Raw genomic sequence first — 18,114 nt, forward strand, 5'->3', positions numbered from 1 at the left:
GGAATTACCCATTCCCTGGTCCAGACCAGCAGGATCCTGCCCGATTTCGGGCAGGATCTTTGCGTTCCAGCCCGTGGACCGTCAATATCTACAGGTGCTCGACCGCCGCCCGTCCCATGACGACCTCGTCGACCACCTGGTGCGCAGCACCGCGCTGCAGCGCGGAGAGGCCGCCCGGGTGGTGCTCGACGTGCTCGCGTACTTCGACGAGACGACCGAGGAGTTCGTCCGTCGTCGTCACCGCGAGCTCCAGTCGGGCGGCGCGGTCAACGCGGAGATCTTCGAACGGATCGCCGCCGAACTGCCGCACCGCGCCGTGGCGCCCCCGGAGCTCTCGCTCCGGCAGCTGCGCCGCATCGTCTACGGCTGAGACGACCGGGACGGCGCAGGGCACGGACACCGAACTACAGGAGGGGCAAGACCGTATGTGCGGAATCGTGGGTTACATCGGCAAGCGCGACGTGGCACCGCTGCTGCTGGAGGGTCTCCAGCGGCTGGAGTACCGGGGCTACGACTCGGCGGGCATCGTCGTCAACAGCCCGAAGGCCGCGGCGCTGAAGATGGTCAAGGCCAAGGGCCGGGTCCGCGAGCTGGAGTCCCGCGTTCCCAAGCGGTTCGCCGGCACCACCGGCATCGCCCACACCCGCTGGGCCACCCACGGCGCCCCGAGCGACATCAACTCGCACCCGCACCTGGACCCCGAGAACAAAGTCGCCGTCGTCCACAACGGCATCGTCGACAACGCCGACGAGCTGCGCGCGAAGCTGGTGGCGGACGGTGTCGTCTTCGTCTCCGACACCGACACCGAGGTGATCACCCACCTGATCGCCCGCTCGCAGGCCGACAGCCTGGAGGAGAAGGTCCGCGAGGCGCTCAAGGTCATCGAGGGCACCTACGGCATCGCCGTGATGCACGCCGACTTCGCCGACCGCATCGTCGTCGCCCGCAACGGCTCGCCCGTCATCCTCGGCATCGGCGAGAAGGAGATGCTCGTCGCCTCCGACGTCGCCGCGCTGATCGCCCACACCCGCCAGGTCGTGACCCTCAACGACGGCGAGATGGCCACCCTCAAGGCCGACGACTTCCGCACCTACACCACCAGCGGTACGAAGACCACCTCCACCCCGGAGACCGTGGAGTGGGAGGCCGCGTCCTACGACATGGGCGGCCACGACACGTACATGCACAAGGAGATCTCCGAGCAGCCCGACGCGGTCGACCGCGTGCTGCGCGGCCGGATCGACGACCGCTTCAACACCGTGCACCTGGGCGGCCTGAACCTCGACCCGCGCGAGGCCCGCGGCATCCGCCGGGTCAAGATCCTGGGCTGCGGCACCTCCTACCACGCGGGCCTGATCGGCGCCGGGCTGATCGAGAGCATGGCCCGGATCCCCGCCGACGCCGAGCCGGCCTCCGAGTTCCGCTACCGCAACCCGGTCGTGGACCCCGACACCCTCTACATCGCCGTCTCCCAGTCCGGTGAGACGTACGACGTGCTCGCGGCCGTGCAGGAGCTCAAGCGCAAGGGCGCCCGCGTCCTCGGCGTGGTCAACGTGGTCGGTTCCGCCATCGCCCGCGAGGCCGACGGCGGCGTGTACGTGCACGCCGGCCCGGAGGTCTGCGTCGTCTCCACCAAGTGCTTCACCAACACGGTCACGGCCTTCGCGCTGCTCGCCGTGCACCTGGGCCGGATCCGGGACCTGTCGGTCACCGACGGCAAGCGGATCATCGAGGGCCTGCGCAAGCTGCCCGCGCAGATCCAGGAGATCCTCGAAGGCGAAGAGGACATCAAGAAGCTGGCGGCCGAGTACGCCGAGGCCAAGTCGATGATGTTCATCGGCCGGGTGCGCGGCTACCCGGTGGCCCTGGAGGCCTCCCTCAAGCTGAAGGAGATCTCCTACATCCACGCCGAGGCCTACCCGGCCTCCGAGCTCAAGCACGGCCCGCTCGCCCTCATCGAGCCCGCCATGCCGACGGTCGCGATCGTCCCCGACGACGACCTGCTGGAGAAGAACCGCGCGGCGCTGGAGGAGATCAAGGCCCGCAGCGGCCGCATCCTCGCGGTCGCCCACCGCGAGCAGGAGAAGGCCGACCACACCATCCTCGTGCCCAAGAACGAGGACGAGCTGGACCCGATCCTGATGGGCATCCCGCTCCAGCTGCTGGCGTACCACACCGCCCTGGCCCTGGGCCGGGACATCGACAAGCCGCGCAACCTGGCGAAGTCGGTCACCGTCGAGTAGTCGGACCGCCACCACCACGGCACGCACGAAGCGGCCCCCGGGGGACATCCCCCGGGGGCCGCTCGCGCGTACGGTGCCAGGCCGCTCAGCCTGCGGCGACCGCGCCGCTGCCGGAGGCCTTGCCGAGCGCCGTCGGCCAGTGCGCCAGCGCGGCGGTGGCCCCGTACCAGGCCAGCAGCCCGGAGAGCGCCGCCACCCAGCCCGCCGCCTTGCCGAGCCCGTCGCCGCCGGCGAAGGCGCCTATCGCGAGGAGCACCAGGGAGAGGGTGAGCAGGGCGTAGACGCCCTGGCCGAACAGTCCGCTCGCCGCGCTCACGGTGAGCGTCAGCGCGAGCAGGGCGAACAGGGCGAGGAACAGGCCGGCCGCGTGCGGCGAAACCTTTCCGTCGGCGCCGCCGGCCCAGGTGAACCAGAAGGCGCCGAGGCCCGCGAACGCCGTGCCGTTGAAGCCGTTGCCGCCCCGGAATTCGAGGAGTCCGAGGACGAACAGGGCGAGACCGCCGACGTACATGGCGAGCGACACGGAGTCGGCCACGGTCACGCCGCTGACGACGCCCGTGTGGCCGATACCGAACGCGAGAAGGGTGAGCCCCAGGGCGATGTTCCCCAGGGTCGAAGTCGAGGCCGTGCTTCCCGCAGAGACACCGTTGTCCACGGCGGGCTCCCTTCGATCTGCAGTTGTTTGCTGCGTCCCAGCAGCATTTATCTACCCTTTACAAGGGGGTTCACAACCGCACAACCGACGTACAGAGGGTTACGGAATGACAACGACGGGTCGCTGCGCCCGCTTGGCCAGCCGGCCCGCCACCGAGCCGAAGATCCGGCCGACGATCCCGTGCGTGGAGCCGACCACGATGGCGTCGGCCGAGTACTCCCGGCCGACCTCCTCCAGCTCGTGGCAGATGTCCCCGCCGCGCTCGACCAGGATCCACGGCACCTCGGACAGGTAGTCGGCGCAGGCCAGCTCCAGCCCCAGCACCTCGGTGCGGTGGTCCGGCACGTCCACGAAGACGGGTGGCTCGCAGCCCGCCCACACGGTGGTGGGGAGGCGGTTGGCCACGTGCACGATGATCAGACCGGAGCCCGAGCGCCGGGCCATTCCGATCGCGTACGCGAGGGCTCGCTCACTGGACATGGAGCCGTCGAAGCCCACCACCACGCCGTGCCGGAAGGCCGGGTCGCAGGGGAGTCGGGTCTGTTCCACCGCGCGCAGGTCGCTCGATACGGAATCGGCGAGGGGTTTGCGCTTGCGGTCCGCGGGTTCGGAGAATTCGTGACCGGCCATGGGTGTCTCGGTGAAGAGTCCTCGGGGGAAGCGACAGGGGCGATTTCGACGACGCAGGTGTGTGACGACGCAGGTTTTTGACGACGCGGGTTTTTGACGACGCAGGGTGACGGAGCTCTGTCCGGGAAGCATCTTCCCAAGCCCTTACCCACCAGGGTACGGCGACACTCCTGTCCTGCACAGGGCATGCCGCCCTTGGAGAGCGTCCCAGGGAGCATGCCGGAGCGACGGCGCCTTGGCAATGGCGACTGTCCCCTACAGCCAGTGACGAGAGGCCCGCGCGCCACCCGTGCGCGCAGTGACCGAGCCGCGCACCGGGGCGTTGGACAGACGTCCGACCGTCCAGGAAGAGCCCGCAGGGAGTACGCCGTGCCCGGCCATCCGGTTCACCCCGTCCAGCCCGTCCAGCCCGCTCCGCCGACGCAGTCCCTCCCGTCCCCCCACTCCGCAGCCGGGCCTCACGCGCCCTCCGTTCTTCACCCGTCCGTGCGGTCCGCCGGGCGCGCCCCTGACGACCCGGCGGGTGACGTGGTGCGCTGGGCCGCCTTCAGCTGCCTCCTCGTTCCCGTCGTGCTGGTCGTCTACGGCACCTCCTACGGCGGGGCCGCCGTGGCGACGCTGGGGCTGGCCGCCGTCACCGCCGCCTGCCGGGTGCTGCTGAGGCACTCGGAGAAGACGGAACGGGCCGCCGCGCGGGTGCGTTCGGAGGATCCGCTTCCGCTGGGCCACCGGGGCCGGCACTCCCGCAGCGGGGCCGGTTCGCACCGCGGTTGCCACGGTTCCGGCGCCCTCTCCCCTCACGACTGACCGGTTCGCACGTACACACCCGCTTGTTTTCAGCCAACTTCCCGACCGTGTGCCCCCCTTGCCGGAATGTCCCCCCAACCCCCCTACCACCAGCGACTACAAGCCTCGGGGGGCGCTGAGGCCCTACGGGTACTGGCCATGGCCGGACAGCGAGCTTCCCACCCGGGTAGCGGAGTGGAACGCTTCCTGATCGAATGCTTTTCGCCAAGTTGCCAAGTCGACATAGCGCTCCGTGCTGAACTTGTCACGCCGACACCACGGGACGCAGTAGATTCGATCATGTATTTACGGCGGGGGATCCACGTGCAAGGCCGAGGGGAAACGTGCAGGTGCGACCAGACCAAGGAGTCGCGACACCCAAGGGGGGCTTAGCGCCATGAGCCAGGATTCCACCGCCGCAGTCGTCGCCGACGCGGGCCGGAAGCTCGCGGGGCGTCGCCGCAGGGAGATCGTCGCCGTGCTGCTGTTCAGCGGCGGGCCGATCTTCGAGAGTTCCATTCCACTTTCCGTGTTCGGCATCGACCGGCAGGACGCGGGAGTTCCACGCTATCGACTGCTCGTGTGCGCCGGGGAGGACGGTCCGCTGCGGACCACCGGCGGACTCGAACTGACCGCGCCGTACGGGTTGGAGGCGATCGCCCGGGCAGGCACGGTCGTCGTTCCGGCCTGGCGCTCCATCACTTCACCGCCGCCGCCGGAGGCCCTGGACGCCCTGCGTCTGGCGCACGAGGAGGGGGCCCGGATCGTCGGCCTGTGCACGGGAGCGTTCGTGCTCGCCGCCGCCGGGCTGCTGGACGGCCGGCCCGCGACGACGCACTGGATGTACGCGCCGACGCTGGCCAAGCGCTACCCGTCCGTCCACGTCGACCCGCGCGAGCTGTTCGTCGACGACGGCGACGTGCTGACGTCCGCGGGCACCGCGGCCGGAATCGACCTGTGCCTGCACATCGTGCGCACGGACCACGGCAGCGAGGCGGCCGGGGCACTGGCCCGCCGGCTCGTCGTCCCGCCGCGCCGCACGGGAGGCCAGGAGCGCTACCTCGACCGGTCGCTGCCCGAGGAGATCGGCGCCGACCCGCTCGCCGAGGTCGTCGCCTGGGCCCTGGAACACCTCCACGAGCAGTTCGACGTGGAGACGCTGGCCGCCCGCGCCTACATGAGCAGGCGCACCTTCGACCGGCGGTTCCGCTCGCTCACCGGCAGCGCTCCGCTCCAGTGGCTGATCACCCAGCGGGTGCTCCAGGCACAGCGGCTGCTGGAGACCTCCGACTACTCGGTCGACGAGGTCGCCGGACGCTGCGGGTTCCGTTCCCCCGTCGCGCTGCGCGGGCACTTCCGCCGGCAGCTGGGATCCTCCCCGGCCGCCTACCGCTCCGCCTACCGTGCGCGCCGGCCGCAGGCCGACGTGTCCCCGGTGTCCGAGCTCTCGGGCGGTCCGCTGCCGCACCAGCGCACGCCGCAGCCCCAGCGGGCGGCGGCGGCCCTGGCCGCCTCCGGTCCGAGCGTGACGGAGCTGTACTCCCCGGGACGGGTCCTGCGCGAGCACGCGTAGCGGCCACTCCCGGCATCGCCTGACGAAGGTCCCCCACATCGGCCGAGCACCAATGTGGGGGACCTTCGGCATAAGGTGGGGCGCATGAACGATCGCATGGTGTGGATCGACTGCGAGATGACCGGGCTCTCGTTGACGGACGACGCACTTATCGAGGTGGCCGCACTGGTCACCGACTCGGAACTCAACGTGCTCGGCGAAGGCGTGGACATCGTGATCCGCCCGCCGGACCGGGCCCTGGAGACCATGCCGGACGTGGTGCGCGAGATGCACACCGCCTCCGGTCTGCTCGACGAGCTGGCCGCCGGCACCACCCTGGCCGACGCCGAGGCCCAGGTCCTCGCGTACGTGCGCGAGCACGTCAAGGAGCCGCGCAAGGCGCCGCTGTGCGGCAACTCGGTCGGCACCGACCGCGGATTCCTGCTGCGCGACATGGCCGCGCTGGAGGGCTACCTGCACTACCGGATCGTGGACGTGTCCTCGGTCAAGGAGCTGGCGCGCCGCTGGTACCCGCGGGCGTACTTCAACAGCCCGCCGAAGAACGGCAACCACCGGGCGCTCGCGGACATCAAGGAGTCCATCGCCGAGCTGCGCTACTACCGGGAGGCGGTCTTCGTGCCACAGCCCGGACCCGACTCGGACACCGCCCGCACCATCGCCGCCAAGCACGTGGTGGCGGGCGAGTAGGACCCCCCGGAGAGGGGTGCGGGAAAAGGGTGGAGCGAGCACCCTCCCGGACCCTGTACCCTTTTCTTCGGCCGGTCGTTCTGCGACCGGACATGGTGGGTGTAGCTCAGTTGGTAGAGCACCTGGTTGTGGTCCAGGTGGCCGCGGGTTCAAGTCCCGTCACTCACCCTGCGGGAAGGCCCCGGTACGCGGAAGCGGACCGGGGCCTTCTGCATTCCCCTCCCCGCCGCCGGAACGCCCTACGAGGACCCGCGGACCACCAGCTGCGTCGGCAGTACCACCGACCCCTCCCCCGGCGCTCCCGGCGCCCCCCGGCCGCCCGCGATCCGCTCCAGCAGCAGCCGCGCCATGGCCCGGCCCATCTCCTCCCCGGGCTGCCGGACGCTGGTCAGCGCCGGATCCAGGTACCGGGCCGTCGCGGAGTCGCCGAAGCCGACCAGCGCCACGTCGCCCGGTATCCGACGGCCGGCCGCGCGCAGCCCGGCCAGCGCCCCGGCCGCCAGCGGGTCGGAGGCGGCGAGGACGGCGTCCAGCTCGGGGCGGCGCTCCAGCAGTTCGCGCACGGCCCGCCGGCCGCCCTCCGCGGTGGGGTTCCCCGCCGAGATCAGCAGCTCGTCCACGGGGCGCCCCGCCGCCGCCAGGGCCTGCCGGTAGCCCTCCAGCCGGCACCGGTCCCCGTACGCGTCGAGCGGCCCGGTGATCGCCGCTATCGCCCGCCGGCCCCGCTCCAGGAGGTGGCGCACGGCCGCGGCGGCGCCCTCCCGGTCGTCGCAGTCCACGCTCGGCAGCGTCTCGGCGGCCGAGCGGCGCCCACCGAGCACCGCCGGGATGCCCAGCCGTGTCGCCAGCTCCGCCAGCGGATCCCCGGAGCCCAGCCCCACCAGCAGCACCCCGTCGACCCGCCGCCCGGAGAGGAACCCTTCCAGACGGCGGCGCTCCCGCTCGCCGCCCGCCAGGGCCAGCACCAGCTGCACGTCGGTGTCGGCCAGGACGGCGCCGACCCCGCGCACGACCTCGATGAAGGAGCCGCCGGGAAAGAGGGGCGCCTCCGGGTCGGGAACGACCAGGGCGACGGCGTCGGCACGGTCGGCGGCCAGCGCCCGGGCGGCCCGGTGGGGTACGTATCCCAGCTCGGCGACGGCGGCCTCGACGGCGGCCCTGGTCCGCGCGCTGACCCCGGGCAAGCCGTTGACCACCCGCGAGACGGTGCCGCGCCCGACCCCGGCCCTGAGTGCGACCTCCTCCAACGTCGGCCGGCCCCCGCTGCGCCCGTGAGCCTTCATCGCTGCCTCCAGGCTGCGAATCTACTCCCGGCCTGCCCGCCGGCGCCCCTGGAAGGCGGTCGGTACCGCTCAGCCCCCGAAGGCCTCGGCGTGGTCCCGGGCCCAGGTCTCGAAGGAACGGGCGGGATGCCCCGTGAGCCGCTCGACGGCATCGGTGACCGGGACGGGCAGGCCGTCGGAGGCGGCCCAGAAGTCGAGGAGGGCGTCGGCGTACGGGCCGGGTATATAACCCTCCACCTCGGCCTTCCACTCCTCGGGGGTGACGGCGGTGAAGGGCACGGGCCGGCCGAGGACGGAGCCGAGTATGGCGAGCTGCGCGGTGAAGGTCAGCGCCTGCGGGCCGGTCAGGGTGTGGGCGCGGCCGCCGAGGGCCGGGTCGGTCAGGACGGCGAGGGCGGCTTCGGCGATGTCGGCCTCGTGGACGGGGTCGGCGTAGGAGCCCGGGTAGGGCAGGTGGACCGGGCGGCCGGACTTCAGTGCCCAGGACCAGCCGATGGCGTTGCTCGCGAAGGAGCCGGGCCGCAGCAGGGTGCTGCGCAGCGGGGACGCGAGGAGGGCCTGCTCGACGGCGAGGTGTCCGGCCGACAGTGGACTCCCGACCGGATCCGGACCGAGCACCGAGGAGGAGGACAGCAGGACCACGTGCTCCACCCCGGCGGAGACCGCCTCCTCGACGAAGGCTTCGGCGGCGGAGGCCTCGGCGTAGAGGAAGACGGACCGGATTCCGGCCAGGGCGGCGGGAAAGGTGGCGGGGTCGGAGAGGTCGCAGTGCACGGCGCCGGGGGTGTCCCGCTCCCGCGAGCCGACGCGGTGGGAAATCCCGCGGGCCGAAAGGAGACCGCCGAGGTGGCGGGCGACGGCGCCGCGGCCGCCGGTGACGAGGAGGGACATGGTGGGACTCCTGATTCATGGGGGTTGTTGCTGTCGTTGCGATCGCAGGTCCGTGGTGCTGCCCGTATTGCCGTACGTGTCGTCATGCGTGTCGTCATGCGTTCGTCAGGTGGTCGTCGTGCGTATCGCTGTCGCAGCCGGCGCCACGGCCTTCGGGCCCGGGTAGGGTGAGCAAGAGTTACGTGGTGCAGATTCTGCGTCACACATTCACTGCGTGACACAGATAAATCTCAACCATGGAGAAGCCGATGTCAACCGATTCCCCCCGTTCGGGTGAGTGGAGCCGCGCCGAGCTGATGGCGCGCATCGTCACCGAGAGCCAGCGGCACTACGCCGACTACTCCCTCTTCGCCCAGGCCATGGCCGACCACGTCGGCCTGCACCCCACGGACATGCAGTGCGTGGCCCTCCTCGACACGGAGCCCGGCCCCGTCTCCACCGGCGACATCGCCCGCCTCACCGGCCTGACCTCGGGCTCCGCCACCCGCCTCGTCGACCGGCTGGTGAAGGCCGGGGTCGTCGAACGCCGGGCCGACCCCGAGGACCGGCGGCGCTCCCTCGTCGTCCTCGCGCCCGCCGCCCGCGAACGCATCGGCGCGGCCTGGGACGTCCCGGGCCGCGCCTTCGGTGCCGTACTGGACGGCTACTCGGATGCCGAGCTGACGGTCATCGCCGACTACCTCCACCGGGCCGCCGAGGTCGGACGGGCCCAGACGCAGCGGCTGCGCGCCGAGGACCACGCCTGACCGCGCCGCGAACGGGTCTTCCGGAGGGCGGCCCGGTAATCGGCCTGCTCACGTCCGGCGCGGTCCCCGTCCGGCGTCGCCCGCCGCCCACGGCGCCGGCGCCCCCGTACCGGCCGCCCTGGTCGCCGCCGTGCTCCGCGGGCTGCCGTCGGCCACGGACGGGCCTCACGGTCGCCGCCAGGCTCACCGTGCTCGGGTCGGGCCGCCGGCGCGGGCGCGGGCGGCCCGGTACACGTACGGCTGTGGTCGGGGGGCCGGACCCGCCGTTCGCCATGGCCGTACCGCAAGGGCCACCTGGAGCGCGGCCGATACGGGGGCCAGCGCTCCCGCCGGTTCGCCGGTCGGCCGCGGTGGACGATCGGCAGCCGGACGGTGTTCACCCTGCCGCTGCTCGGGCTTCGCGACTCCGGGGCGCCTCGTGCGTCCTGCCCGGGACCGGGCCGGGCGGCCTGCCCGCCGGCCTCGGCGTACCGGCACCGGACCGCCCTCGACGTGTCGTGCGGGGCGGGGCCGGGCGGCAGCCGCGTCGGCGGCGGCGGCTTCGGGGCGGGTCCGCTCCGGCGACACCGGCACCCGCACCCACGCCCACGCCCACATCAACACCCACGACGACCACGCCGCCGCGTCACCCCGGTGCCACCAGCCGAGCCGCCCCCCGCCGATCCCCCTAAGACCTCGCCCCGACCGCCGCCAGCCCCTTCGCCAGGTCCTCGGCGTTCATGACCGGACCGACCTCGATCTCGGCGTTGAACTGCGTGAAGAGGTCATCGAGCAGCGCCGGCAGGCGCGAGCTGTCCTGGAGGTCGAAAACCATCCAGCAGGACCGCACGCCCTCGTGCAGCCCGAAGTAGGCCGCCTCCGGCTCGACGGCCTCCATCAGCTTCTTCATCGCCTGCTGGAGAGCACCGGTCTTGATGCCCTCGTTGGTGGCGGCCGTGTCCATATGGGCCCTGAGCATGACTCTCATGGGGTGACTCCTTCCGTCACCCCCACGTTCCGGGCGGGCGGGGGGCCCGGCAACATCTGCACCCCCGTCCGGGCGAGGCCTCCCCGACTCCGGGAAGACCCCGCCCACGGGGCCGGACCGGGGCGCGCCGGGTCAGGCTCCCTGGATGTGGAAGTTGAACTCCGAGTGTCCCAGGGCTCCCATCAGCCGGAGCCAGATCGGCAGGAGCATCTCGGTACCGCGGGCGGTCTCGATGCCGCCGAGGTCGAGGATCGAACGGTCCGGCCACCCGAAGGAGGAGAGGAGGGCGTGCACGGTCTTCTTCGCGTCGGCGTCCTCGCCGGAGAGGAAGACGGTGTGGTCGCCCTTCACCCGGGCCGGGTCGACCATGATCTCGCAGTTCATGGTGTTCAGGGTCTTGACCACCCGCAGCCGCGGGAACGTCCGCTGGATCAGCTCGCCCAGGCTGTCGGTGTCGACGGGGTCCAGGCTCGGCGGGAAGCCCTTCGAGAAGTCCAGCGGGTTCGCGATGTCGATCAGGATCTTGCCGTCCAGGTGCGCGGCTTCGGCCTCCGTCAGGGCGGCGACGCTCACCTTCCCGCCGGTGGCGTTGACGAGCGTGTCGCCCTGCCGGGCTGCCTCGGGGAAGTCCGCGAGGGAGATCCTCGGATGCGCCTCCTGCCAGGCGGCGTACTCGGCGCGGGCCAGGGTGGCCCCGGGGTCGCGGGTGCCGATGACCACCTCGTGGCCCAGGGAGTCGAGCCGGGCGGCGACCGTCCGGCCGACGACGCCGGTGCCGAGGATTGCGTAACGCATGCGGTTTCCAATCAGGCGAGGGCTTCAGCACGTGGGGCGAGCGGACGGGACCCGCCCGGGGACGCACCCGCGCACCCGGCGGCCTCAACTCGCCCGGCCCGTACGGTATTCCAACCGCCCACCCGCCACCCGCCCACCCGCCATTGGTCCACCCGTCCGCCCGTCCGCGCGTCCACCCGTCCGCCCGTCCGGCACGGGCCGCTCGGCGCGGCCACGGTCAGTGGCTCAGGCCGGGGGCGGGAGCGCGGCGCGCCCCCGGGGTCGGTCAGTTGCCCCGCCGCTTGCGCCGGCCACGCCGGACGCCGGGTCCGCGGCCGTCGCCCCGGGCCCGGCCGTCGAGGGCGATCCAGATCCGGACCTCGGTGCCGCCCAGTACGGAGCGCCCCAGCCGGACGTCACCGCCGGTGGACTCCGCGACCCGCCGGGCGATGTCGAGGCCGAGGCCGGTGGAGCCGTCGCGGCGGCCGTCGTTGCCGCGCCGCAGGGCGGCGTCCGGGTCGGCGATGCCGGGTCCGGCGTCGGAGACGAGGACGATGACGGCGTCACCGGCGTCGTGCACGTCCACCGCGAAGGGGGTGCCCTCGGGGGTGTGCCGGAAGACGTTGCCGAGCAGGGCGTCGAGGGCCGCGGCGAGCTCCGGACGGGCCACGGGGATGCGTACGGTACGGTCCACGCCCGCCAGCCGGACCTCGCGGCCCTCGTCCTCGGCCAGCGCCGACCAGAAGGCCATCCGGTCGCGGATCACCTCGGAGGCGTCGCAGCCTGCGCCCGCCGAACCGGCCGCCTGGGTGGCGGGGCGCTGTTCGCGGGCCGTACGGATGATCGTGTCGACCTCCCGCTCCAGCTGCTCCACGGCCGCCCGGGTGTGTTCGGCGGCCGGGCCGTCGCCGAGCGAGGCGGCGTTGAGCCGGAGGACCGTCAGGGGGGTGCGCAGCCGGTGCGAGAGGTCGGCGGCCAGTTCCCGCTCATTGGCGAGGAGTTCCACGACCTGGTCGGCCATGGCGTTGAACGCGACGGCCGCCGAGCGCAGTTCCTTGGGGCCGTCCTCGGGGACCCGCGCCCCGAGCCGTCCGTCGCCCAGCTGGTGGGCGGCGTCCGCGAGCCGTTCGGCGGGCCGCACGAGGCGGGCGCCGAGCCGGTCGGCGACCGCGACGGAGCCCACGACCAGCGCGAGCCCGACCCCGGCGAGGACCAGCCAGGCGGTGGTGACGCCGTTGCTGACCTCGCTCTCCGGGACCAGGATCTCGATGACGGCGATGTCGCCGGAGCCCAGGGCGGTCGGCTGGAGCAGGGCGGAACCCCCTCCGGTCACCCGGGCGGTGGTCGCACGGCCGAGGCTGCGGGTCTCGGCCACGGCGCGGGCACCCGCCCAGCCTTCGCCGATGTCCACGGGGGCGGCGCCGCCGATGGCGGGGACGTGGACGGCCATCCGGCGGGCGGCGCCCATCTGCGTGGACTCGACGGCCTTGCGCAGTTGGACGGGGTCGGTGGTGATGGACAGGGTCGGCCCCATGGTGGCGGCCTGCCGCTCGGCGTTGGAGAAGGCCCGGTCGCTGGCCATCTCCCGCACCACCAGTCCCAGGGGTACGGCGAAGGCCAGGACCACCATGGTGGTGACCGCGAGGCACACCTTGACCAGGGCCCATCTCATCGGAACCGGCTCACAGCGGCGGCTCCAGCTTCACCCCGACCCCGCGCAGCGTGTGCAGGTAGCGGGGTCGTGCGGCGGTCTCGCCGAGTTTGCGGCGCAGCCAGGACAGGTGCACGTCGATGGTCTGGTCGTCCCCGTACGACTGCTGCCACACCTCGGCGAGCAGCTCGCGCCGGGACACGACCACCCCGGGGCGGCCCGCGAGGAAGGCCAGCAGGTCGAACTCCCGTCGGGTGAGGTCGAGTACGGAGCCGTCGAGTTCGGCCTGGCGGCGCAGCGGGTCGATGGCGAGTCCGCCGACGCGCAGGACGCGGGAGGGCGGTTCGGCGGCGGCGGCCTGGGAGCGGCGCAGCACGGCGGCCATCCGGGCGGAGAGGTGCTCGACGGAGAACGGTTTGGTCAGGTAGTCGTCGGCGCCGTCGTTGAGCAGCCGGACGATCTCGGCCTCGTCGTCGCGGGCGGTGGCGATGATGACGGGCACGTCGGTGATGCCGCGCAGCATCTTCAGCGCCTCGGAGCCGTCGAGGTCGGGCAGGCCGAGGTCGAGGATGACCACGTCGAAGCGGTGGTGGGCGACTTCGCGCAGGGCCTCCAGGGCCGTGCCGACGCTCCGCACGGTGTGGGAGGCCTCGGTCAGGTGCCGGATCAGGGCGGAACGCACGAACTGGTCGTCCTCGACCACGAGCACACTTGCCATGGCGGCACCGTAGTCCATTCGGGGGACCCGGGGAGGTGCCGGGCCACCTCTGTGGTGGGTGGTGCAGTATGTGCCCTGATGCGACGAGGACTTGTACACGCCCTGGCGTGGGTACTGGCGACCGCGGCCGCCGTGACCCTGTCGTGGTGGGGCGTGCACACGGTCATGTCCGGGACGGCCTACGATCCGCCGCTCGCCGTGCCGTTGACGACGCAGCCCCTGACCGGGTCACCGCTGTCGTCCTCCACTCAGGGGCCGACGGCCTCCCCGTCCTCCTCCGTTTCCACCTCCGCGTCGGCCCCGGCCCCGGCCTCGGCGTCCCCCTCGGCCGACCCCTCGTCGGCCGCGCCGTCGAAGTCGAAGCCCGCGCCGCCGGCCGGGCAACGCCCTTACCGCGAGACGGACGAGGGGGATTCCGCTTCCGGCACGGTGAAGGGCTACTCGGTCTCCGGCGGGCGGGTCGTCTTCGACCTCGGCGCCTCCGCGGCCGGCCTGGTCTCGGCGACGCCGGAGGCGGGCTGGCGGATGCAGGTGTGGAAGCAGGACTTCTGGATCCGGGTCACCTTCACCCGCGACGGCCGCGAGGTGTCGGTGTTCTGCACCTGGCACGACCACCCGCCGACGGTGGAGATCGTCGACCCCTGAGGCCACTGAGGCCACTGAGGCCACTGAAGTCACCGGGGCAACCGGGGCCCCTGAGGCCACCAGGGCCGCTGGGGGCCGCTGAGGCCACCGGGACCGCCGCCGGCCCGCTCCCTCCACCCGCCCCCTACCCGCCCCCGGCCTAGCGGAACACCGACGGCGGGGGCTCCGGCGAGGCCACCGCCGAGGCGTCCGCCACCGGGGCCGCCCCGCCGGTGAAGTCGGCCAGGGCCCGGCCGTGCTCGACCCGGCCGGGGTGCGGGTCGCTCGCCACCCGCCGGGTGAACTCCGCCACGGGCAGCTCCCGGTCGGCGGCGACGAGCACCGCGTTGCCGAAACGTTTCCCCCGCCACACCACCGGGTCCGCCGCGAGCGCCAGCTCACTGAACCGGGAGGCGGCGGTGGCGATCTGACCCCGCAGGTGGGCCAGCGGCGGGCCGTCCGCGAGGTTGGCCACGTACCAGCCGGTGGGCTTCAGTGCCCGTCGTACGTCGTCGAGGAACTCGGCGCTGGTCAGGTGCGCCGGGGTGCGGGCCCCGCCGAACACGTCCGCGATGACCAGGTCCGCCCAGCCGTCCGGCACCTTCGCCAGTCCCGCCCGCGCGTCCACGGCCCGTACGCGGATCCGTGCCTGCGGGTCCAGCGGCAGGTGTTCCCGTACGAAGGCCACCAGGGCCCCGTCGATCTCCACCACCTGCTGCGTGGAGCGGGGGCGGGCGGCCGCGGTGTAGCGGGCCAGGGTGAAGGCGCCGCCGCCCAGGTGCACCACGTTCAGGGGCTGCCGGGCGGGGGCGATCAGGTCGATGAGGTGGCCGATCCGGCGCTGGTAGGAGAAGTCCAGGTGACCGGGGTCGTCGAGGTCGACGTGGGACTGCGGGGCCCCGTCGATCAGCAGGGTCCAGGCACGGGAGCGCTCGCGGTCGGGGGTCAGCTCCGCCAGCCCGCCGGCCACCTGCCCCGCCACCGGCCCGGCGACCGCCCCGCCGCCCCGGGGAGTACCGCCCCGGGGAGCGCCGCCACCGCTCCTGCCACCCTTGCTCTTGCCTGCCACCCCTCCATTATGGCTGGTCAGGACCTCGGGCGCGTCAGCGGCAGTTGTCCGCCGCCTCGATCAGCCGGGCCGCCTCGCCGAGCGCGGCGCGCAGCACCTCGGGGTCGGTGACCGGGCCCACGGCGTCGGGGGGCAGCAGCCAGCCGGTGCCGCCGGAGGTCGGCGAGACGGCGTCGCCGAAGCGGATGCCGCGCCCGTTGGTCTGCGTACAGGCGCTGCCGGGCAGGTCCCACGCGTCGGCGGTGCCGGGCGGCACGAGGAAGCCGAGGGTGTCGTCGGAGCCGTCGTGGAGCACCGGGCCGACACCCGGGGCGCAGGGGCCCGTACCGGGGGCGGAGCGGCCGGCGCCGCGGCGGATGATGTCCACCGCTTCCAGGCCCTGCCGGGTGGGCACGGTCACCAGGTCCGGGGCCGCGGCCGGAACCGGGACCGGGAGCAGGGGGGTCGCGCCGGGCTCGTGCGCGGTGTCCGTTGCAGTGCTGTCCATGCCGGCCTCCACCAAGGGGAACCCCTCCTCGATCCGTATCCGCATGGGTTCAACGCACGGCGGCGTCAACGGGTGCGGCGGCAAGACGCCGCAAAGGATGGCAGTTCATGGCGGATCGCGGGTGAGATATCCGTTTTGTAGCCAAACACCGCATGAACAGGCCCCCGGCGGCGGTACTTTCATGCGCGCCGGAGCCGCGCTCCGGGGCGAGATCGACAGGGATCCACCGGGATCACCTGAGATTGTCCAGAGAGGCCACGTCCATGGCGGCGTCCCCCCACTCACCCAACTCCTCCTTCCGGCGGCTGCGCGGGCAGCACTCCCCCGCCGAGTTCGCGGCCCTGGTGCGCCGGGCCGCACGGGAGATCGGCGAAACGGTTTCCTGCGACGCCCGTTACATCGGCCGGGTCGAATCCGGCGAGATCCGCTGCCCCAACTACGCCTACGAGCGCGTCTTCCTCCACATGTTCCCCGGCTGCACCCTGGCCGACCTCGGCTTCTCCCCGCGCGAGGCGGTGCGCGGCCGCTCCGCGCAGCGCGCCGTGCCCGAGCCTGCCGTCCTCGCCCCCATCGTCCACCGTTCCAAGGAGAGCGACGTGCTGCGTCGCGCGTTCATGGCGGGCGGCTCCGCGACCGTGGCGGCCGCGACGCTCAGCCTCACCCTGCTCGGCGACACCCGCCGGATCCCCACCCGCGCGGGCGAGGCCGAGGCCGCCGCCGTCGAGGACGCCGTACGCCAGATCCGGCTGCTGGACGACCGGCACGGGGCGGACGCCCTCTACCGGCGGGCGGCGGAGCCCCTGCGGACCGCCTACGCACTGCTGGACGCGGGGGCCACCCGCCAGTCCACCGAGGACCGGCTGCACGCCGGGGCCGGGGAGCTGGCCGTCTCGGTGGGATGGCTGGCGCACGACTCGGGCCGCTTCGAGGACGCCCGCTCGCACTACGCGGAGGCCCTGGCCACCGCCCGGGTGTCGGGGGACGCGGCCCTGGAGGCGCACGCCTTCAGCAACATGGCCTTCCTGGCCCGGGACTGCGGGCGCCCCCGCGAGTCGGTACGGGCCGCCCAGGCGGGCCGGCGCGCGGCCCGCTCGCTGGGCTCCCCCCGGCTGCTGTCGCTGCTGGCCCTGAGGGAGGCGGGCGGCTGGTCGGGGCTCGCGGACCGCAGGGCCTGCGAGGAGGCGCTGGCGCGGGCGCACACGGAGTTCGCGCGGGGCGCGTCGGGCGCCGACCCGGAGTGGATGTCCTTCTTCGGCGAGGCCGAGCTGGAATCGCTGGAGTCCCGCTGCTGGGCGGCGCTCGGGGAGCACGCCCGCGCGGCGCGCCACGCCCGGCGGGCGGCCGACCTCCAGGACCCCCACTTCGCGCGGAACGTCGCCCTCTACACGGCGGAACTGGCCGAGGACCTGGCGCGGGCGGGCGCCCCCGACGAGGCCGCCTGGGCGGGCGGGCGGGTGCTGGACCTGCTCTCCGAGGTCCAGTCGACCCGGATCCGCTCGATGCTCTCGGGCACGGCCCGCACCCTGGTCCCCCACCAGCGCTCCCCGCGCGTCGGCGCCTTCCTGACCCGGCACGCCGAGGCCTGACCGGCGGCGGGGCCGCGGGAGTGAGGGCCGCGGGAGTGAGGGCCGGGGCGCGGGGACGGGGCGCGGTCAGCCGTCGAGGTGGCCCGTGTCGTTCCAGCGCTCCAGCGCGGGGGCCCCGTAGGCCCAGCCCAGGACCGAGAGGGAGGTGGGGTCCAGGCGGATGCGGGCGCCGAAGGAGGCCTCGAAGCCGAGCCAGCGGGCGGCGAGGGTGCGCAGGACGTGGCCGTGGGCGAAGACCAGGACGTCCCGCTCGGCCGAGCGGGCCCACTCGACGACCTCGTCCGCCCGCGCCGCGATGTCGGCGACGGACTCGCCACCGGGGACCCCGTCGCGCCAGATCAGCCAGCCCGGCCGGACCGCCTGGATCTCGGCCGGGGTCATGCCCTCGTAGTCCCCGTAGTCCCACTCCATGAGCGTGTCCCAGGGCTCCGCCTGGAGCCCGAAGCCCGCCAGGTCACAGCTCTCGCTCGCGCGGACGAGCGGGCTGGTGCGCACCTCCAGGCCGCGCAGCGAGGCCCACGGTTCGCCGGCGAGCCGCTCGCCCAGCAGCTTCGCGCCCTGCCTGCCCTCGTCCAGCAGGGGCACGTCCGTGCGCCCGGTGTGCTTGCCGAGCCGGGACCATGCCGTCTGGCCGTGGCGGGCCAGCAGGATGCGGGGGGCCATATCTTCTTCTCCCGGTTCGTGGGCGTTCGCCCCGGATGCAGCGGTTCCGTCGTCCGTCCATCATCCACGACGTGAACACGG

Annotated in this window: 19 protein-coding genes and 1 tRNA gene; 9 read left to right on the plus strand and 11 right to left on the minus strand. The window is 73.3% G+C overall.

The annotated features are described in order from the left end of the window. The first annotated feature begins 94 nt into the window (after positions 1-94). Both ACZ5D2_RS13095 and glmS read left to right on the plus strand, forming a co-directional pair. Entirely contained in the window at positions 95-370 is a 276-nt protein-coding gene (locus ACZ5D2_RS13095; protein ID WP_030008735.1) for a hypothetical protein, read from the plus strand. A 55-nt stretch (positions 371-425) separates the two neighbouring features. After that, entirely contained in the window at positions 426-2,243 is a 1,818-nt protein-coding gene (glmS, locus tag ACZ5D2_RS13100; protein WP_371678441.1) for a glutamine--fructose-6-phosphate transaminase (isomerizing), read from the plus strand. Between the two features lie 85 nt (positions 2,244-2,328). On the opposite strand, the gene ACZ5D2_RS13105 is transcribed toward glmS, so the two are convergent. Beyond that, positions 2,329-2,898, minus strand: a complete 570-nt coding sequence (locus ACZ5D2_RS13105) for a GPR1/FUN34/YaaH family transporter (RefSeq protein ID WP_371678440.1) — start codon at positions 2,896-2,898, stop codon at positions 2,329-2,331. Between the two features lie 99 nt (positions 2,899-2,997). Then, positions 2,998-3,528 carry a universal stress protein gene (locus ACZ5D2_RS13110; protein ID WP_371678439.1) on the minus strand — a complete coding sequence of 177 codons (531 nt, stop codon included), beginning with the start codon at positions 3,526-3,528 and terminating at the stop codon, positions 2,998-3,000. A 486-nt stretch (positions 3,529-4,014) separates the two neighbouring features. Here ACZ5D2_RS13110 and ACZ5D2_RS13115 point away from each other — a divergent pair, with 486 nt between their 5' ends. The 4 genes from ACZ5D2_RS13115 (at position 4,015) to ACZ5D2_RS13130 (ending at position 6,742) form a co-directional block, all read left to right on the plus strand. After that, positions 4,015-4,335, plus strand: a complete 321-nt coding sequence (locus ACZ5D2_RS13115) for a hypothetical protein (RefSeq protein ID WP_371678438.1) — start codon at positions 4,015-4,017, stop codon at positions 4,333-4,335. 376 nt (positions 4,336-4,711) lie between these two features. After that, the gene (locus ACZ5D2_RS13120) at positions 4,712-5,887 is read left to right on the plus strand and encodes a helix-turn-helix domain-containing protein (protein ID WP_100660955.1); all 1,176 of its coding nucleotides are present in this window, start codon (positions 4,712-4,714) and stop codon (positions 5,885-5,887) included. Between the two features lie 84 nt (positions 5,888-5,971). After that, positions 5,972-6,574 (plus strand): oligoribonuclease, encoded by a 603-nt coding sequence (gene orn / locus ACZ5D2_RS13125; RefSeq protein WP_266839171.1) that lies wholly within the window; start codon positions 5,972-5,974, stop codon positions 6,572-6,574. A gap of 95 nt (positions 6,575-6,669) precedes the next feature. Continuing rightward, a tRNA-His gene (locus tag ACZ5D2_RS13130) sits at positions 6,670-6,742 on the plus strand. 71 nt (positions 6,743-6,813) lie between these two features. On the opposite strand, the gene ACZ5D2_RS13135 is transcribed toward ACZ5D2_RS13130, so the two are convergent. Next, entirely contained in the window at positions 6,814-7,857 is a 1,044-nt protein-coding gene (locus ACZ5D2_RS13135) for a LacI family DNA-binding transcriptional regulator (RefSeq protein ID WP_371678437.1), read from the minus strand. Positions 7,858-7,926: 69 nt separating this feature from the next. Beyond that, a complete protein-coding gene (locus ACZ5D2_RS13140) occupies positions 7,927-8,748 on the minus strand; it encodes an NAD(P)H-binding protein (protein ID WP_468928995.1) in 822 nt (273 codons plus the stop codon). Between the two features lie 248 nt (positions 8,749-8,996). On the opposite strand from ACZ5D2_RS13140, the gene ACZ5D2_RS13145 reads away from it, so the two are divergent. Then, positions 8,997-9,494: a MarR family winged helix-turn-helix transcriptional regulator gene (locus ACZ5D2_RS13145; RefSeq protein ID WP_371678435.1), complete on the plus strand. Its 498-nt coding sequence runs from the start codon at positions 8,997-8,999 to the stop codon at positions 9,492-9,494. A gap of 667 nt (positions 9,495-10,161) precedes the next feature. Here ACZ5D2_RS13145 and ACZ5D2_RS13150 read toward each other — a convergent pair. The 4 genes from ACZ5D2_RS13150 to ACZ5D2_RS13165 form a co-directional block, all read right to left on the minus strand. Then, positions 10,162-10,461, minus strand: coding sequence for a DUF3303 family protein (locus ACZ5D2_RS13150; RefSeq protein ID WP_371678434.1), 300 nt, complete (start codon positions 10,459-10,461; stop codon positions 10,162-10,164). A 132-nt stretch (positions 10,462-10,593) separates the two neighbouring features. After that, on the minus strand, positions 10,594-11,256 hold the full coding sequence (locus ACZ5D2_RS13155; protein ID WP_371678433.1) for an NADPH-dependent F420 reductase: 663 nt from the start codon (positions 11,254-11,256) through the stop codon (positions 10,594-10,596). Positions 11,257-11,521: 265 nt separating this feature from the next. Continuing rightward, positions 11,522-12,907, minus strand: a complete 1,386-nt coding sequence (locus ACZ5D2_RS13160; RefSeq protein ID WP_371678432.1) for a HAMP domain-containing sensor histidine kinase — start codon at positions 12,905-12,907, stop codon at positions 11,522-11,524. Positions 12,908-12,917: 10 nt separating this feature from the next. Then, on the minus strand, positions 12,918-13,604 hold the full coding sequence (locus ACZ5D2_RS13165; RefSeq protein WP_280915177.1) for a response regulator transcription factor: 687 nt from the start codon (positions 13,602-13,604) through the stop codon (positions 12,918-12,920). Positions 13,605-13,682: 78 nt separating this feature from the next. Between ACZ5D2_RS13165 and ACZ5D2_RS13170 the strand changes: the two genes are divergently transcribed. Beyond that, the gene (locus tag ACZ5D2_RS13170; RefSeq protein WP_371678431.1) at positions 13,683-14,249 is read left to right on the plus strand and encodes a hypothetical protein; all 567 of its coding nucleotides are present in this window, start codon (positions 13,683-13,685) and stop codon (positions 14,247-14,249) included. Positions 14,250-14,388: 139 nt separating this feature from the next. On the opposite strand, the gene ACZ5D2_RS13175 is transcribed toward ACZ5D2_RS13170, so the two are convergent. Then, a complete protein-coding gene (locus ACZ5D2_RS13175) occupies positions 14,389-15,210 on the minus strand; it encodes a spermidine synthase (RefSeq protein WP_468929079.1) in 822 nt (273 codons plus the stop codon). Between the two features lie 121 nt (positions 15,211-15,331). Then, the gene (locus ACZ5D2_RS13180) at positions 15,332-15,784 is read right to left on the minus strand and encodes a hypothetical protein (protein ID WP_371678429.1); all 453 of its coding nucleotides are present in this window, start codon (positions 15,782-15,784) and stop codon (positions 15,332-15,334) included. Between the two features lie 263 nt (positions 15,785-16,047). On the opposite strand from ACZ5D2_RS13180, the gene ACZ5D2_RS13185 reads away from it, so the two are divergent. Beyond that, positions 16,048-17,370, plus strand: coding sequence for a tetratricopeptide repeat protein (locus ACZ5D2_RS13185; RefSeq protein ID WP_371678428.1), 1,323 nt, complete (start codon positions 16,048-16,050; stop codon positions 17,368-17,370). A 66-nt stretch (positions 17,371-17,436) separates the two neighbouring features. On the opposite strand, the gene ACZ5D2_RS13190 is transcribed toward ACZ5D2_RS13185, so the two are convergent. Further along, positions 17,437-18,033 carry a histidine phosphatase family protein gene (locus tag ACZ5D2_RS13190; RefSeq protein ID WP_468928999.1) on the minus strand — a complete coding sequence of 199 codons (597 nt, stop codon included), beginning with the start codon at positions 18,031-18,033 and terminating at the stop codon, positions 17,437-17,439. Positions 18,034-18,114 lie beyond the last annotated feature (81 nt).

Source organism: Streptomyces sp. NPDC031479 (assembly GCF_055581065.1).